This window comes from Herbaspirillum sp. WTB6 (assembly GCF_057457785.1).
In genome coordinates this window covers 1983650-1997292 of record NZ_CP176522.1, presented here as the reverse complement: position 1 = coordinate 1997292, position 13643 = coordinate 1983650, and the positions used below count along the sequence as shown (strand labels likewise).

The following is a 13643-nucleotide window of genomic DNA, read 5'->3' as shown; positions in this document are numbered from 1 at the left end:
GTCTAAACAGGCCAGTATCTATAAAGCCAGAATTCAGCAAGCGCGGCCGCGCATAAAAAAAGGCCGGAAGACTCCGGCCTTGTGTTCTGCTTGCTGTGGCGCCTCAGGGCTTCTTGCCCGGCGCGAAATGCGCCACGATCTCGCCCACGATGCCTCTGCGGAAGGCCAGCACGCAGACGATGAAGATGAATCCGATCACCATCGTCACCGACTCGCCGATCTGCTTGAACCACTCGATGCTGGTGGCGTCGGCCAGGAAGTTGCCCATGTTGCCGAGCCGGTTTTCCAGAGAAATGACGATGATCGCGCCCACGATCGGCCCGGCCAGTGTACCCATCCCGCCCACCAGCGTCATCAAGACCACCAGCCCCGACATCGCCCAATGGACGTCGGTCAGCGTGGCAAAGCCCAGCACCACCGTCTTGGTGGCCCCGGCCAGTCCGGACAAGGCCGCCGACAGCACGAACGCCAGCAGCTTGTAGCGGTCGACGTTATAGCCGAGCGAAATCGCGCGCGGCTCGTTCTCCTTGATCGCCTTTAACACCTGGCCGAACGGCGAATGCACGGTGCGCATGATCAGCGCGAAGCCGGCCACGCAAATCGCCAGCACCACGTAGTACAGGACCAGGTCGTTGCCGAGGTCGACGACGCCGAACAGGCGCCCGCGCGGCACCCCCTGCAAGCCATCCTCGCCGCCGGTGAAGTGCACCTGCAAGGCGACGAAATACAGCATCTGCGCCAGCGCCAGCGTGATCATCGTGAAATAGATGCCCTGGCGCCGGATCGCCAACAGCCCCATGCCGAGCCCGATCAGGGCCCCCAGCGCGGTGCCGGCCACCAGCCCCAGCTCGGTCGGCCAGTGCAGCGAGGCCAGCGTATAGCCGGTCAGATAGGCGGCCCAGCCGAAGAAGGCCGCATGGCCGAACGACAACAGGCCGGTGTAGCCGATCAACAGGTTGAAGGCGCAGGCAAACAGCGCAAAGCACAACAACTTCATCAGGAACACCGGGTAGAGAACCAGCGGCGCCACCAGTGCCAGCGCCAGCGCGATGCCATAACCGACTTTTTTGTTCATGTACTGCTCCGATCCACTTGAATAACCCGGTAACCACTGCGCCGCCGCACGCGGCACGCCATCCTATTTTTCCTTGCCGAACAAGCCGGCCGGCCGCACCATCAGCACGATCGCCATGATCACGAACACCACGGTAGACGAGGCTTCCGGGTAGAACACCCGGGTCAGGCCCTCGATCACGCCCAGCCCGAGGCCGGTGACGATCGACCCCAGGATCGAGCCCATGCCGCCGATCACCACCACCGCGAACACCACGATGATCAAATTCGACCCCATCAAGGGCGAGACCTGGGTGATCGGCGCCGCCAGGACGCCGGCAAAGGCCGCCAGCGCCACGCCGAAGCCGAAGGTCAGGGTCACCATCAGCGGCACGTTGATGCCGAACGCTTCCACCAGCTTGGGGTTCTCGGTGCCGGCGCGCAGATAGGCGCCCAGCCGGGTCTTTTCGATCACGAACCAGCTGGTGAAGCACACCACCAGCGACGCCAGCACCACCCAGGCGCGATAGTTCGGCAGGATCATGAAGCCGAGGTTGGTGGCGCCCGAGAGCGCGGCCGGGGTCGAATACGGTTGGCCGGAGACGCCATAGAAGGAGCGGAACAGCCCTTCCAGCAAGAGCGTGATGCCGAAGGTCAGCAACAGGCCGTACAGGTGGTCCAGCTTGTACAGCCAGCGCAGCATGGTGCGCTCGATGACGATGCCCAATAGGCCCACCACCAGCGGCCCGACGATCAGCATCACCCAGTAGTTCAGGCCGAAATAGGTCAGGCCCATCCAGGCCGTGAAGGCGCCCATCATGTATAGCGCGCCATGCGCGAAATTGATCACGTTCAACAGGCCGAAGATCACCGCCAGTCCCAGCGACAGCATCGCGTAGAACGAACCGTTGACCAGGCCCAGCAGCAACTGGCCCAACATCGCTTGCAGCGGTATGCCGAATATTTCCATGGCGATAGGAAGAAAAAAATCACCCGCGACAGGTGAAGGAGCAGAAAAAAAAGCGGCGCGCCAGGCTCGTGCTGCGAGCCGCGCGCGCCGCCCGGGCTAGCTTACTTCCAGAGCGCGCACTTCGATTCGGCTTTGGTGGTGAACGCCTGGTCGCCCGGAATCACTTGCGCGACTTTCAGGTAGTCCCACGGCGTCTTCGATTCGGCCGGCGCTTTCACCTGCATCAGGTACATGTCGTGCACCATGCGGCCGTCGGGACGCAGAGTGCCATTTTTCACGTACATGTCGTTGAACTTGGTGGTGCGCAGCTTGGCCATGACCTTGTCGGCGTCATCGGTGCCGGTCGCCTTCACCGCTTGCAGGTATTGATAGGCCACCGAGTAGTCGGCTGCCTGCAGGCTGGACGGCATGCGTTTCATCTTTTCAAAGAAGCGCTTGGCCCAGGCGCGCGATTCCGGGCTCTGGTCCCAGTACCAGCTATCGGTCAGGTACATGCCCTGGGTAGCGTTCAGGCCCAGCGCGTGGATGTCGTTGATGAACATCAGCAGACCGGCCATTTTCATGGTCTTGGTGATGCCGAACTCGTTGGCGGCCTTGATCGCGTTGATGGTGTCGCCGCCGGCATTCGCCAGCCCCAGGATCTGCGCTTTCGAAGCCTGCGCCTGCAGCAGGAACGAGGAGAAATCGGACGCGGACAGCGGGTGCTTGACCGAGCCCACCACGGTGCCGCCGGCGGCCTTGACCACATGCGCTGTATCCGATTCCAGCGAGGCGCCGAAGGCGTAGTCGGCAGTCAGGAAGAACCAGCTCTTGCCACCCTGCTTGACTACCGCCGAACCGGTGCCCTTGGCCAGCGCCACCGTGTCGTAGGCATAGTGCACGGTATACGGCGAGCATTCTTCATTGGTCAGGCGCGCGCTGCCCGGGCCGATTGCCAGATACGGCTTTTTCTTCTCTGCCATCACCTTGGCGGTGGCCAGCGCGGTCGCCGAGTTGGTGCCGCCGATGATCATGTCCACACCCTGCTGGTCGACCCATTCGCGCGCCTTGGAAGCGGCGATGTCGGCCTTGTTCTGGTGATCGACCGTCAGCAGTTCGATTTTCTTGCCGTTGATGGCGCCACCCATGTCGGCAATCGCCATCTTGATCGCTTCGGCGCCGCCAGGGCCGTCGATGTCCGAGTACAGGCCCGACATGTCGCTGATGAAGCCGATCTTGATCGTGTCGTTCGAGATTTGCGCCGATGCCGATGCGCCGATACCCAGAGCAAGTGCAGCGGACACGGCGAGCGTGATGGTTTTCAACTTCATTGTCTTCTCCTTTGTTTTATTACAAGAACAGCGCCCGATTTCAGGCCAGACGATCTTTAAACCCCCAGCAATTGATTGAGTACCGGCATCCTCGCCTCGAGTTCGGACGAGTCGAACGCCAGTGCCACCTGGCCATGCTCGATCACATAGAACCGGTCCGCCAGGGGGGCGGCGAACCGGAAATTCTGTTCCACCATGACGATCGTGTAGCCCTTGGCCTTCAGGGTCGTGATCATCCGCGCGAGGGCCTGCACGATCACCGGCGCCAGCCCTTCGGAGATTTCGTCCAGCAGCAGCAGCCGCGCCCCGGTGCGCAGGATGCGCGCCACCGCCAGCATCTGTTGCTCGCCGCCCGATAGCCGCGTGCCTTGGCTGTTCTTGCGCTCGGCCAGGTTGGGGAACATGGCGTAGATTTCCGCCACCGACATCCCTTTGTCGGTGGCGGAGACCGACGGCGGCAACAGCAGGTTTTCTTCCGCCGACAGCGATGAGAAGATGCCGCGCTCTTCCGGGCAGTAGCCGACCCCGAGGTGGGCGATTTTGTGCGTCGGCAAGTCGATCGATTCGACGCCATTGACCTTGATCGAGCCGCTGCGCCGTCCGGTCAGGCCCATGATCGCGCGCAGCGTGCTGGTGCGGCCGGCGCCGTTGCGCCCCAGGAGCGTGACCACTTCACCCGGATTGACCGTCAGCGACAGGTTGTGCAGGATGTGTGATTCGCCGTACCAGGCCTGCAGGTCGCGGATTTCCAGCGCCGGGGTGGCGGGCCGGGACGCCGCTTGCGGCTGTGCCGCCATCTGTGCGGCCATCAGTGCGCCCCTTCCAGGGCGCCGGTGGTGGTTCCCATATACGCTTCCATGACTTGCGGGTTGGCCGAGACTTCGGCATACGGCCCTTCGGCCAGTACCGCGCCGCGCTGCAGCACGGTGATCTTGTCGCAGATGCCGGCCACCACGTTCATGTTGTGCTCGACCATCAGGATGGTGCGCCCGGCCGAGACTTTCTTGATCAGCGCGGTGACGCGGTCGACGTCTTCGTGGCCCATGCCCTGGGTCGGCTCGTCCAGCAGCATCAGCTCCGGCTCCATCGCCAGCGTGGTGGCGATTTCCAGCGCGCGTTTCCTGCCATATGGCAGGTCCACCGTGAGGGTGTCGGCGAACTCGGCCAGGTCGACTTCGGCCAGCAATTGCATGGCGCGCTCGTTCAGGCGGTTCAGGCTCTGCTCGCTCTGCCAGAAGTAGAACGAGGTGCCGAGCGTGCGCTGCAGGCCGATGCGCACGTTCTCCAGCACCGTCAGGCGCGGGAACACGGCCGAGATCTGGAACGAGCGGATGATGCCCTGGCGCGCGATCTGGGCCGGAGCGGCGGCGGTGATGTCGCGGCCGTTGAACAGGATCTGGCCGGCGGTCGGCACCAGGAACTTGGTCAACAGGTTGAAACAGGTGGTCTTGCCGGCGCCATTGGGCCCGATCAAGGCATGGATCTGGCCGCGCTCCACCTGCAGATTGACATTGTCGACCGCGGTGAAACCCTTGAAATCCTTGGTCAGGTGCTTCGTCTCCAGGATGACGTCGGTCATCGGGCCTCCTTCTATTTTTTACTTTATATGGAATTCTTATACTAATTTTTTAATGGTACACAGTGTATCCGCAACCGGGCAATACGTATAAATACTACTCTCTCAAGCGCCAGCTAGCGCGCGTTGCGGGCCGCGCGGATCAGGCCGGCGGCCTTTTCGGCGATCATGATGGTTGGCGTATTGGTGTTGCCGCTGGTGATCAGCGGCATCACCGAGGCATCCACCACCCGCAGTCCGGCCACGCCCTTTACCCGCAACTGGCTGTCCACCACCGCCGTCGGATCGCCGGCCGCTCCCATCTTGCAGGTGCCGACCGGATGAAAGATGGTGGTGCCGATATTGCCGGCCGCGTGCGCCAGCTCCTCCTCGCTGCGCAGTTGCGGGCCCGGCATGAATTCTTCCGGCGCGTATTTCTGCAGCGCCGGCGCCGCCACGATTTTACGCGTCAATCGCAGGGAATCGGCAGCCACCTTGCGGTCTTCGGCCGTCGACAGGTAGTTGGTGGTGATCTTCGGCGCCGCCCGGTAATCGCCGGAGGCGATCCGCACATGGCCGCGCGCGCTCGGCTGCAGGTTGCAGACGCTGGCGGTAAACGCCGGAAACGGATGCAGCGGATCGCCGAATTTATCCAGCGACAGCGGTTGCACATGATATTCCAGGTTCGGCGCCGGCTGGCTCGGGTCGGAGCGCGCAAACGCTCCCAATTGCGACGGCGCCATCGCCATCGGTCCGCTCTGGAACAGCGCGTACTGGGCGCCGATCTTCATCTTGCCAAACCAGTTGCCGGCCATCGTGTTCAGGGTCTTGGCGCCGCGCACCTTGAACGCCATCCGTATCTGCAGGTGATCCTGCAGGTTTTCGCCGACGCCGGGCGCATCCAGCAGCACCGGAATGCCGTGCTGCTGCAACAACGGCGCCGGCCCGATTCCCGACAACTGCAGGATCTGGACGCTGCCGATCGAGCCGGCCGACAGGATCGTCTCGCACGCCGATTCGGCCATCCACTCGCGGCCGTCGCCGAAGAACTCGACGCCGCTGCAGCGCACGCCGGCAGTGTTTTTTTCGATGCGCAAGCGCCGCACCTGGCTGCCGGTCATGACCGTCAGGTTACCGCGCGCGAGCGCCGGTTTCAGGAACGCCTTGGCGGTATTCCAGCGAATCCCGCGCTTCTGGTTGACCTCGAAATAGCTGCAGCCTTCATTATCGCCCTGGTTGAAATCGGCGACCTTGGGAATCCCGACCTCCGCCGCCGCCTCGCGAAACGCGTCCAGGATGCGCCACGACAGGCGCTGCCGTTCGACCCGCCATTCGCCGCCGGCACCGTGAAACGCGTCGCCGCCGCCATGATGATCCTCGCTTTTGATGAACAGCGGCAGCACCTGCTCCCAGCTCCAACCGTCGTCGCCGGTCAGTTGCGCCCAGCGGTCATAGTTGCGCGCCTGGCCGCGCATGTAGATCATGCCGTTGATCGAGGAGCAGCCTCCCAGCACCTTGCCGCGCGGGTAGATCAGTTGGCGCCCGTTCAGGCCGGGATCGGCCTCGGTGCGGTAGCACCAGTCGGTGCGCGGGTTATTGATGCAATACAGGTAGCCGACCGGGATATGGATCCAGATGTAGTCGTCCTTGGCCCCGGCCTCGATCAGCAGCACGCTGACCGCCGGGTCCTGCGTCAGGCGATTCGCCAGCACGCAGCCGGCGCTGCCGGCGCCGATGATGATGTAGTCGTATTTACCTGCCGATCCCATGAGCCTGATCCTCGCTTGGTTCACTTTACTTGGCCACCGGCATGGTGAATTCGGCGCCCTTGGCAATGCTCTGCGGCCAGCGCTGCATGATCGACTTGTAGCGCGTGTAAAAACGAATCCCTTCTTCGCCGTACGCGTACGTATCGCCGAACAGCGAGCGCTTCCAGCCGCCGAACGAATGCCATGCCATTGGCACCGGGATCGGTACGTTGACGCCGACCATGCCGACTTCGATCCGGCGCCCAAATTCGCGCGCGGTATTGCCGTCGGCAGTAAACAGCGACACGCCGTTGCCGAATTCATGGTCGTTGATCAATTCCACCGCCGCCGCGAAATCCGGCACCCGCACGATCCCCAACACCGGCCCGAAGATTTCCTCGCGATAGATCTTCATGTCCGGCGTCACATGGTCGAACAGGCTGCCACCGATGAAGAAGCCCTGTTCGTGGCCCGGCACCGCCAGGCCGCGGCCGTCGACCAGCAGCTTGGCGCCCGATTGTACGCCGTCTTCGATATAGCCCTCGACCCTGGCCTTGTGCTGGCCGCTTACCAGCGGCCCCATTTCGGCATCCGCTTCCATGCCGTTCTTCACCTTCAACGCCTTGACCCGCGGGATCAGCGCTTCCACCAGCCGGTCGGCCACGCTGCCGACCGCCACTGCCACCGAAATCGCCATGCAGCGTTCGCCGGCCGAGCCGTAGGCGGCACCGATCAGGGCATCGACCACCTGCTCCAGGTCGGCATCCGGCATCACCACCAGGTGGTTCTTGGCGCCGCCCAGCGCCTGCACCCGCAACGGGTATTTGCCGGCACGCTTGCTGCCTTCGCTGTAGACATATTCGGCGATCGGGGTCGAGCCGACGAACGAGACCGCCTTCACGTCCGGGTGCTGCAGCAGGGCGTCAACCGCCACCTTGTCGCCTTGCACCACGTTGAACACGCCGTCCGGCAAGCCGGCTTGCCGGAACAAATCGGCCAGCAACAGCGAAGACGAAGGGTCGCGCTCGGATGGCTTCAGCACGAAAGTATTGCCGGTGGCGATCGCCAGCGGCGCCATCCACAGCGGCACCATGACCGGAAAATTGAACGGCGTGATGCCGGCGGTGACGCCCAGCGGCTGGCGCAAATTCCAGTTGTCGATGCCGCCGCCGATGTTGTCAGTGAATTGCGTCTTCAGCAGTTGCGGCACGCCGCAAGCGAATTCCACCACCTCCAGCCCGCGCGTGACTTCGCCGCGGGCGTCGGACAGCACCTTGCCATGCTCGCGTGTGATTGCCGCCGCCAGCGCGTCATGCTGCTGTTCCATCAATTCCTTGAAGCGAAACAGTACCCGCGCGCGCTTCAGCGGTGCCAGCGCGGCCCATGCCGGGGCGGCGGCGGCGGCGGCGGCCACTGCCTGATTCACTTCGTCGACGCTGGCCAGCGCCACCTGCGCCGCCACGGCGCCGGTGGCGGGGTTGAACACCGGTTGCTGGCGGCCGCTGGCAGGAGTTACCAGCCGGCCGTTGATGTAATGGGAGATGGTGGGCGTTGCGGAATTGGTCATGATGATTCCTTCGGATTGATGGATTTGCTAGCAGCATAGCCGCGGCCAAGAGCGGAATCCAATGAGTTATCATCGGTTTCGTTATAAGAGGCGCTAATGATGCGGCATTGGCATCTGGACATCGAAGCGGTGGGCAAGCTGTTTTCTCGAGACACGAGGGTTACGGCATGGATCTGATTCAACTGCGGGCTTTCGTTGCGGTGGCGCGCGAAGGCAACCTGACCCGCGCGGCCGAACAGCTGCACGTAACGCAGCCAGCGGTCAGCCTGCAGCTCAAGGCGCTGCAAACTGCGTTGAACCTGCAACTGTTCACACGCATCCCGAGCGGCATGCGGCTGACCGACGACGGCGCCAAGCTGCTGCCGTTGGCGGAACGCACGCTGGCCGGCATCCATGAATTGACCCAATCGGCACAAGTGTTGCGGGCGCGGGCCGCCGGCACGCTGACCGGCTCGCTGGCGATCGGCACCATCCTCGATCCCGAATTCACGCGCCTGGGCGCCTTCCTGAAACAGCTGGTGGAAACCTATCCGCAACTCTCCACCCAGCTACGGCACAGCATGTCGGGCGATGTCCTGCTGCGAATCGAGAACGGCAGCCTGGATGTCGGCCATTATCTGGGACGGCCGCCGCGCCATTTCCACAGCCTGACACTGACGCCGTTCACCTACCTGGTGGTGGCGCCGCGCGGCTGGAAGAACCGCGTCAGCGGCCGCGACTGGCGCGCGCTGGCACGGCTGCCGTGGATCTGGACGCCACCGCAATCGGCGCATAACAGGCTCTTGAGCAAGACCTTTGCCCAGTACAAGGTCGCTCCCAACAAGGTGGCGCTGGTGGATCAAGAATCGTCGATGCTGGATCTGGTGAAGTCTGGTGTCGGCCTGTCGCTGATGCGCGAAGCGGTGGCGCTGCGCGAGGCGCATGCGCACGGCCTGGTGATCGCCGATACGGTCAGCCTGAATACCGAGCTGTCGTTCATCACCTTGAAACGACGCTGCAACGAACCGGAGATCGCCGCCGTGCTGGCGATCATGTCCGCGCTGTGGTCAAGCTGAAGCGGCTTGCCGCAGGCTGTGGATAAGGCTGGGGACAAACGGTGCACGCTTTGCGGATAAGCAAGGATTTTCCGATCGGAAAAATTGTTATCCAGAATCGATACGGCATCATCCCGGCCTTATACCGGTTTTTATACCGTATACAGGTTTTTGAATTCAAACAGGTTTACGGGGTTATCCACAAAAAATGGAGAACACTACTATTACTACTATTTTTATATATGTAAGACACGGATTAAAACCGGAAACTCGTTATGCGAGCGCCATGAACCAGGTACTGTCGTTAAACATGGCCATAACCGATGTCCGATCGCACCTTGCCGCGAAATACCCAATACGACCAGAACACGTACAAAAGGATCACCGGCAGCAAAAATAGCGTGCCGACCATCAGGAATTCCTGCGCCATCGGTGCCGCGGCAGCGTCGCGCAACGTGATGGAGGGCGGCGCGACGTACGGCCAGAGAGAAATGATCAAGCCGGTGTAAGCCAGGAAGAACAATCCCATCGCGCAGATGAATGGCAGCACATGGCGTTCCCTGCGCAAGGCAAGCCACAGCAGCCAGGCCAGCAGCGCCGTCAGGATCGGTACCGGCGAGAAGAACAACAGGTTGGGAAAACTGAACCAGCGTGCCGCAGTGCGCGCATCCATCAGCGGCGTCCAGATGCTGATCATCAGGATGAACAGCAAAATCCCGAGCAAGCCCCAGCGGGATTTTTGCCGCGCCCATTGCTGCAAGTCATCTTCGGTTTTCATGTACAGCCAGGTCGCGCCCAGCAAGCTGTAGCCGACCACCAGTCCAAGCCCGGTCAACAGCGGAAACGGTGCGATCCAGTCCCAACTGGTGCCGGAAAAAACCCGGCCGCTGACTGGAAAGCCCTGGATGAAGTTGCCCAGCACCACGCCCTGGGCAAACGCGGCGATCAGCGAACCGAAGCCGAAAGCGCCGCTCCATACCCATTTGCGCGCGCCCGGTACGTCGCGAAACTCGAAGGCGACGCCGCGAAACAGTAAACCAAGCAGCATCACCAGGATCGGGAAGTAGAGCGCCGGCATGATCACCGCGAACGCCAGCGGAAATGCTGCCAGCAAGCCGCCGCCGCCCAGAATCAGCCAGGTTTCGTTGAAATCCCAGACCGGTGCCACCGAGGTCATCATCAGATGGCGGTCGGCTTCGTTCCTGTGAAACAGGAACAGGATGCCGACACCGAGATCGAAACCGTCCAGCAGTACGTACATCAGCACTGCCAGCGACAAAATACCAGCCCACAAGGGCACCAGATCAAGATGCATCGCGCGCTCCCGGTACCGGGGGCAGGGAGGTACTACTCGCCTCGGCGGCGGCCGCCAGCGGTGAATGCGAGGCAGGCAGACGCGTCGCGTCGCCGGCGGTGGCCGAAGGCCCGATCTGGACTAGTTTTTTCAGCAACACCAAGCCGCCGCCGAAAATCACCAGGTAGCTGACTACGTAAGCTGCCAGCGACAACCAGACATCCTGTGCGGTCAGCGATGGGGTCACGCCGTCGGCAGTGCGCATCAGGCCGTAGACCACCCAGGGCTGGCGGCCGACCTCGGTGGTGGTCCAGCCGGCCAGCACGGCAATGAAGCCGATCGGCATGCACCAGGTACAGAGTCGCAAATACCAGCCGGTTTCGAACAGGCGGCCGCGGCGCCACAGCACCAGGCCGGTAATTACCAGCGCCAGCATCAGCAAGCCCAGGCCGACCATGATGCGGAAGGCGAAATAGACGATCGCGACCGGCGGCCAGTCGGCGCGCGGAAACGCCTGCAAGCCCTGTACCTCCCCATTCCAGTCGTGCGTCAGATACAGGCTGGCCAGCTTCGGAATCGCAATTTCATAGTGATTTTTTGCCGCGGCCTGATCCGGCACGGCAAACAGCGATGCCGGCGCCCCCCGTTGCGTTTGCCACAAGCCTTCCATCGCCGCCAGCTTGGCCGGCTGATGATGCAAGGTGTTCACCCCATGCAGGTCGCCGACGACCACCTGGATCGGCACCATGATGATCAAAAACAGCAGCGACATGCGCATCATGATCCTGCTTTCGGCAGCAAAACGTCGCTGTCGCAGATACCAGGCGCCGACTCCCAGGATCACGAACGCCGTGGTAATCACGAACGCCGTTACCGTATGCATCAGCCGATACGGAAGCGAAGGCGTGAAGATCACGTCCAGCATGCCGGTCGGGAAGAAGCGGCCATCGATGAATTGGTAGCCGCCCGGGGTCTGCATCCAACTGTTGACCGCCAGGATCCAGAACGACGACAGCAAGGTGCCGAGCGCCACCATCACGCCGGACAGGGCATGCGCCCAGCGCGGCACCAGCTTGCGGCCGAACAGCAGCACGCCGAGGAATGCCGATTCCAGGAAAAAAGCGGTTAGCACTTCGTAGCCCAGCAAGCCGCCGATGATGTTCGACGTGCTATCGGAAAAGCGGCTCCAGTTAGTGCCGAACTGGAACGGCATCACGATACCGGACACCACGCCCATGCCGAACGAAACCGCAAAAATGCGAATCCAGAAGGCCGATAGCCTTCCCACCACTTCATCCCTGGTGATCCACCAGCGCACTTCCAGTGTGGCGATGTAGCAAGACAGACCAACCGTGAAGGCCGGCAACAGGATATGCAGCGCAACCACCCAGGCAAACTGGATTCTGGACAACAACAATGCATCCATGCCGCAGCCTCTTTGTCGCCGATTGCGTGGTCATGCAATGAACTCGCTGCGCAAGCTGCAGCGGTGAATTGATATTAGGCGGAGAAATGCGGCGGAACTTGAGCAGGGACAAGAGCGGGTAATCGGAACTCGATTCCGACCACGGAAAGCGCAAGAGTATGGTTTACAAAACTATTTACATATACAAATAGTAGTAATAGTAGAGCTAGTCGTTTCCTGTGGGTAAGTGACAGAATCCCTTGGAAATCAGGCGGTTGCTGCTTTCATAAGGACTGGATAATGGCGGTATTGGCACCAGGTCGATTCTGGATAAAAGTTTCGCCCTTTCTGGTTGGCGATTTATCCTCAATCGGTACACCGCTTATTCACAGGTTTATCCACACCTTAGCCATAAACCAGAACCTTGAAGAACAGGCTGATCTGGGGTACGTAGGTAATTAGCATCAGGCACAGCAGCACGACCCCGACGAATGGCAACAGCGGCCGCACTAGCCGTTCGATCGGCAGCTTGGCGACATCGCAGGCGGCAAACAGGTTGACCCCGAATGGCGGCGTGACCATGCCGAGCGCCAGGTTGACGACCATGATCACGCCGAAATGGGCTGGTGCGACGCCGAACTGCACCGCCACCGGCAACAGGAGCGGCGCCAGCACCACGATCGAGGCCGAGGTTTCAATGAACATGCCGATGACAAACAGGGCGGCGTTCACCCCCAGCAAAAAAGTGTATTTATTGCTGAAAATGTGGCTCAGCCACTCACCCAGCGCGGCTGGAATGCCGGCCCGGTTCAGCAGGAAGCCGAATACGCCGGCATTGGCGATCACGAACATGATGACCGCGGTCGAAATCACCGAGCGATGCAGCGTCTTCGACAGATTGGACAGGGTCAGCCGCCGATAGATGAAGATGCCGACCACCAGCGCATAGATCACCGCCACCGCCGAGGCTTCGGTCGGCGTGAAGATGCCGCCATAGATGCCGCCCAGGATGATGGTCGGCATCAGCAGCGCCAGCCATGCCCGCTTGAAAGCCGGCCACAGCGCCAGCCGCCCTTCGCCATCGGTTTTTCCATAGCCATGGCGGCGCGCATACAGCCAGACATACAGCATCAGTGCGCCGCCGATCAGCAAGCCCGGCCCAATGCCGGCGATGAACAGTTCGCCCACCGAGGTATCGGTGGCGACCGCAAACAGAATCATCGGGATTGAGGGCGGAATGATCACGCCCAGTTCCGCCGCGCTCGCCTGCAGTGAGGCGGCAAACGGTTTCGGATAGCCGTGCCGCACCATGGCCGGAATCAGGATCGCACCCACCGCAAAGGTGGTGGCGACGCTGGAGCCGGCCACCGCCGCAAAAATCATGCAGGTCAGCACGCAGGTGCAGGCCAGGCCGCCCTGAAAGCCGCCGACCACGCTCTTGGCGAAATCGACCATCCGCTCGGAGATTCCGCCCGCTTCCATCAGGTTGCCGGCCAGGATGAAGAACGGCACCGCCACCAGCGGATATTTGTCCAGCGACGCGTAGATTTGTTGTGCCACCACCAGCCAGGTCATGTTGCCGTCGTAGGCCACGCCAGCCATGCCGGCCAGGCCGATCGAGACGGCGATCGGCACCGACACCGCGAAAAACAGCAGCATCGAAACAACCATCAGTTGCGGCATGCGCTCACCCGGAAAATTGGTTTG

The 13643-nt window shown here is 61.9% G+C and carries 11 protein-coding genes; 1 reads left to right on the top strand and 10 read right to left on the bottom strand.

The genetic code is table 11. The features are described 5' to 3' along the window. Positions 1-103 precede the first annotated feature (103 nt). From ACK2VC_RS09280 to ACK2VC_RS09250, 7 genes are all read right to left on the bottom strand, one after another. A complete protein-coding gene (locus ACK2VC_RS09280; RefSeq protein ID WP_486730057.1) occupies positions 104-1075 on the bottom strand; it encodes a branched-chain amino acid ABC transporter permease in 972 nt (323 codons plus the stop codon). Between the two features lie 63 nt (positions 1076-1138). Next, positions 1139-2023 (bottom strand): branched-chain amino acid ABC transporter permease, encoded by an 885-nt coding sequence (locus tag ACK2VC_RS09275; RefSeq protein ID WP_486730056.1) that lies wholly within the window; start codon positions 2021-2023, stop codon positions 1139-1141. Between the two features lie 101 nt (positions 2024-2124). Then, positions 2125-3333: an ABC transporter substrate-binding protein gene (locus ACK2VC_RS09270; protein WP_486730055.1), complete on the bottom strand. Its 1209-nt coding sequence runs from the start codon at positions 3331-3333 to the stop codon at positions 2125-2127. 56 nt (positions 3334-3389) lie between these two features. Further along, positions 3390-4142 (bottom strand): ABC transporter ATP-binding protein, encoded by a 753-nt coding sequence (locus ACK2VC_RS09265; RefSeq protein WP_486730054.1) that lies wholly within the window; start codon positions 4140-4142, stop codon positions 3390-3392. Then, the gene (locus ACK2VC_RS09260; RefSeq protein WP_486730053.1) at positions 4142-4912 is read right to left on the bottom strand and encodes an ABC transporter ATP-binding protein; all 771 of its coding nucleotides are present in this window, start codon (positions 4910-4912) and stop codon (positions 4142-4144) included. Before ACK2VC_RS09260 ends, ACK2VC_RS09265 begins: the two co-directional genes overlap by 1 nt. 113 nt (positions 4913-5025) lie before the next feature. Further along, the gene (locus ACK2VC_RS09255) at positions 5026-6657 is read right to left on the bottom strand and encodes a GMC family oxidoreductase (protein WP_486730052.1); all 1632 of its coding nucleotides are present in this window, start codon (positions 6655-6657) and stop codon (positions 5026-5028) included. 25 nt (positions 6658-6682) lie between these two features. Beyond that, positions 6683-8203 carry a CoA-acylating methylmalonate-semialdehyde dehydrogenase gene (locus tag ACK2VC_RS09250; protein WP_486730051.1) on the bottom strand — a complete coding sequence of 507 codons (1521 nt, stop codon included), beginning with the start codon at positions 8201-8203 and terminating at the stop codon, positions 6683-6685. A 167-nt stretch (positions 8204-8370) separates the two neighbouring features. On the opposite strand from ACK2VC_RS09250, the gene ACK2VC_RS09245 reads away from it, so the two are divergent. Further along, positions 8371-9258, top strand: a complete 888-nt coding sequence (locus tag ACK2VC_RS09245; RefSeq protein ID WP_486730050.1) for a LysR family transcriptional regulator — start codon at positions 8371-8373, stop codon at positions 9256-9258. A gap of 283 nt (positions 9259-9541) precedes the next feature. On the opposite strand, the gene cydB is transcribed toward ACK2VC_RS09245, so the two are convergent. From cydB to ACK2VC_RS09230, 3 genes are all read right to left on the bottom strand, one after another. After that, a complete protein-coding gene (cydB, locus tag ACK2VC_RS09240; protein WP_486730049.1) occupies positions 9542-10552 on the bottom strand; it encodes a cytochrome d ubiquinol oxidase subunit II in 1011 nt (336 codons plus the stop codon). Continuing rightward, on the bottom strand, positions 10542-11957 hold the full coding sequence (locus tag ACK2VC_RS09235) for a cytochrome ubiquinol oxidase subunit I (protein ID WP_486730048.1): 1416 nt from the start codon (positions 11955-11957) through the stop codon (positions 10542-10544). Before ACK2VC_RS09235 ends, cydB begins: the two co-directional genes overlap by 11 nt. Before the next feature lie 384 nt (positions 11958-12341). Beyond that, a complete protein-coding gene (locus ACK2VC_RS09230) occupies positions 12342-13619 on the bottom strand; it encodes a TRAP transporter large permease (protein WP_486730047.1) in 1278 nt (425 codons plus the stop codon). Between the last annotated feature and the right edge of the window lie 24 nt (positions 13620-13643).

Excerpts from the sequence above, each read along its gene's own strand:
- ACK2VC_RS09280 (WP_486730057.1), bottom strand. The coding sequence starts at position 1,075 with ATGAACAAAAAAGTCGGTTATGGCATCGCGCTGGCGCTGGCACTGGTG.
- ACK2VC_RS09275 (WP_486730056.1), bottom strand. The coding sequence starts at position 2,023 with ATGGAAATATTCGGCATACCGCTGCAAGCGATGTTGGGCCAGTTGCTG.
- ACK2VC_RS09270 (WP_486730055.1), bottom strand. The coding sequence starts at position 3,333 with ATGAAGTTGAAAACCATCACGCTCGCCGTGTCCGCTGCACTTGCTCTG.
- ACK2VC_RS09265 (WP_486730054.1), bottom strand. The coding sequence starts at position 4,142 with ATGGCCGCACAGATGGCGGCACAGCCGCAAGCGGCGTCCCGGCCCGCC.
- ACK2VC_RS09260 (WP_486730053.1), bottom strand. The coding sequence starts at position 4,912 with ATGACCGACGTCATCCTGGAGACGAAGCACCTGACCAAGGATTTCAAG.
- ACK2VC_RS09255 (WP_486730052.1), bottom strand. The coding sequence starts at position 6,657 with ATGGGATCGGCAGGTAAATACGACTACATCATCATCGGCGCCGGCAGC.
- ACK2VC_RS09250 (WP_486730051.1), bottom strand. The coding sequence starts at position 8,203 with ATGACCAATTCCGCAACGCCCACCATCTCCCATTACATCAACGGCCGG.
- ACK2VC_RS09245 (WP_486730050.1), top strand. The coding sequence starts at position 8,371 with ATGGATCTGATTCAACTGCGGGCTTTCGTTGCGGTGGCGCGCGAAGGC.
- cydB (WP_486730049.1), bottom strand. The coding sequence starts at position 10,552 with ATGCATCTTGATCTGGTGCCCTTGTGGGCTGGTATTTTGTCGCTGGCA.
- ACK2VC_RS09235 (WP_486730048.1), bottom strand. The coding sequence starts at position 11,957 with ATGGATGCATTGTTGTTGTCCAGAATCCAGTTTGCCTGGGTGGTTGCG.
- ACK2VC_RS09230 (WP_486730047.1), bottom strand. The coding sequence starts at position 13,619 with ATGCCGCAACTGATGGTTGTTTCGATGCTGCTGTTTTTCGCGGTGTCG.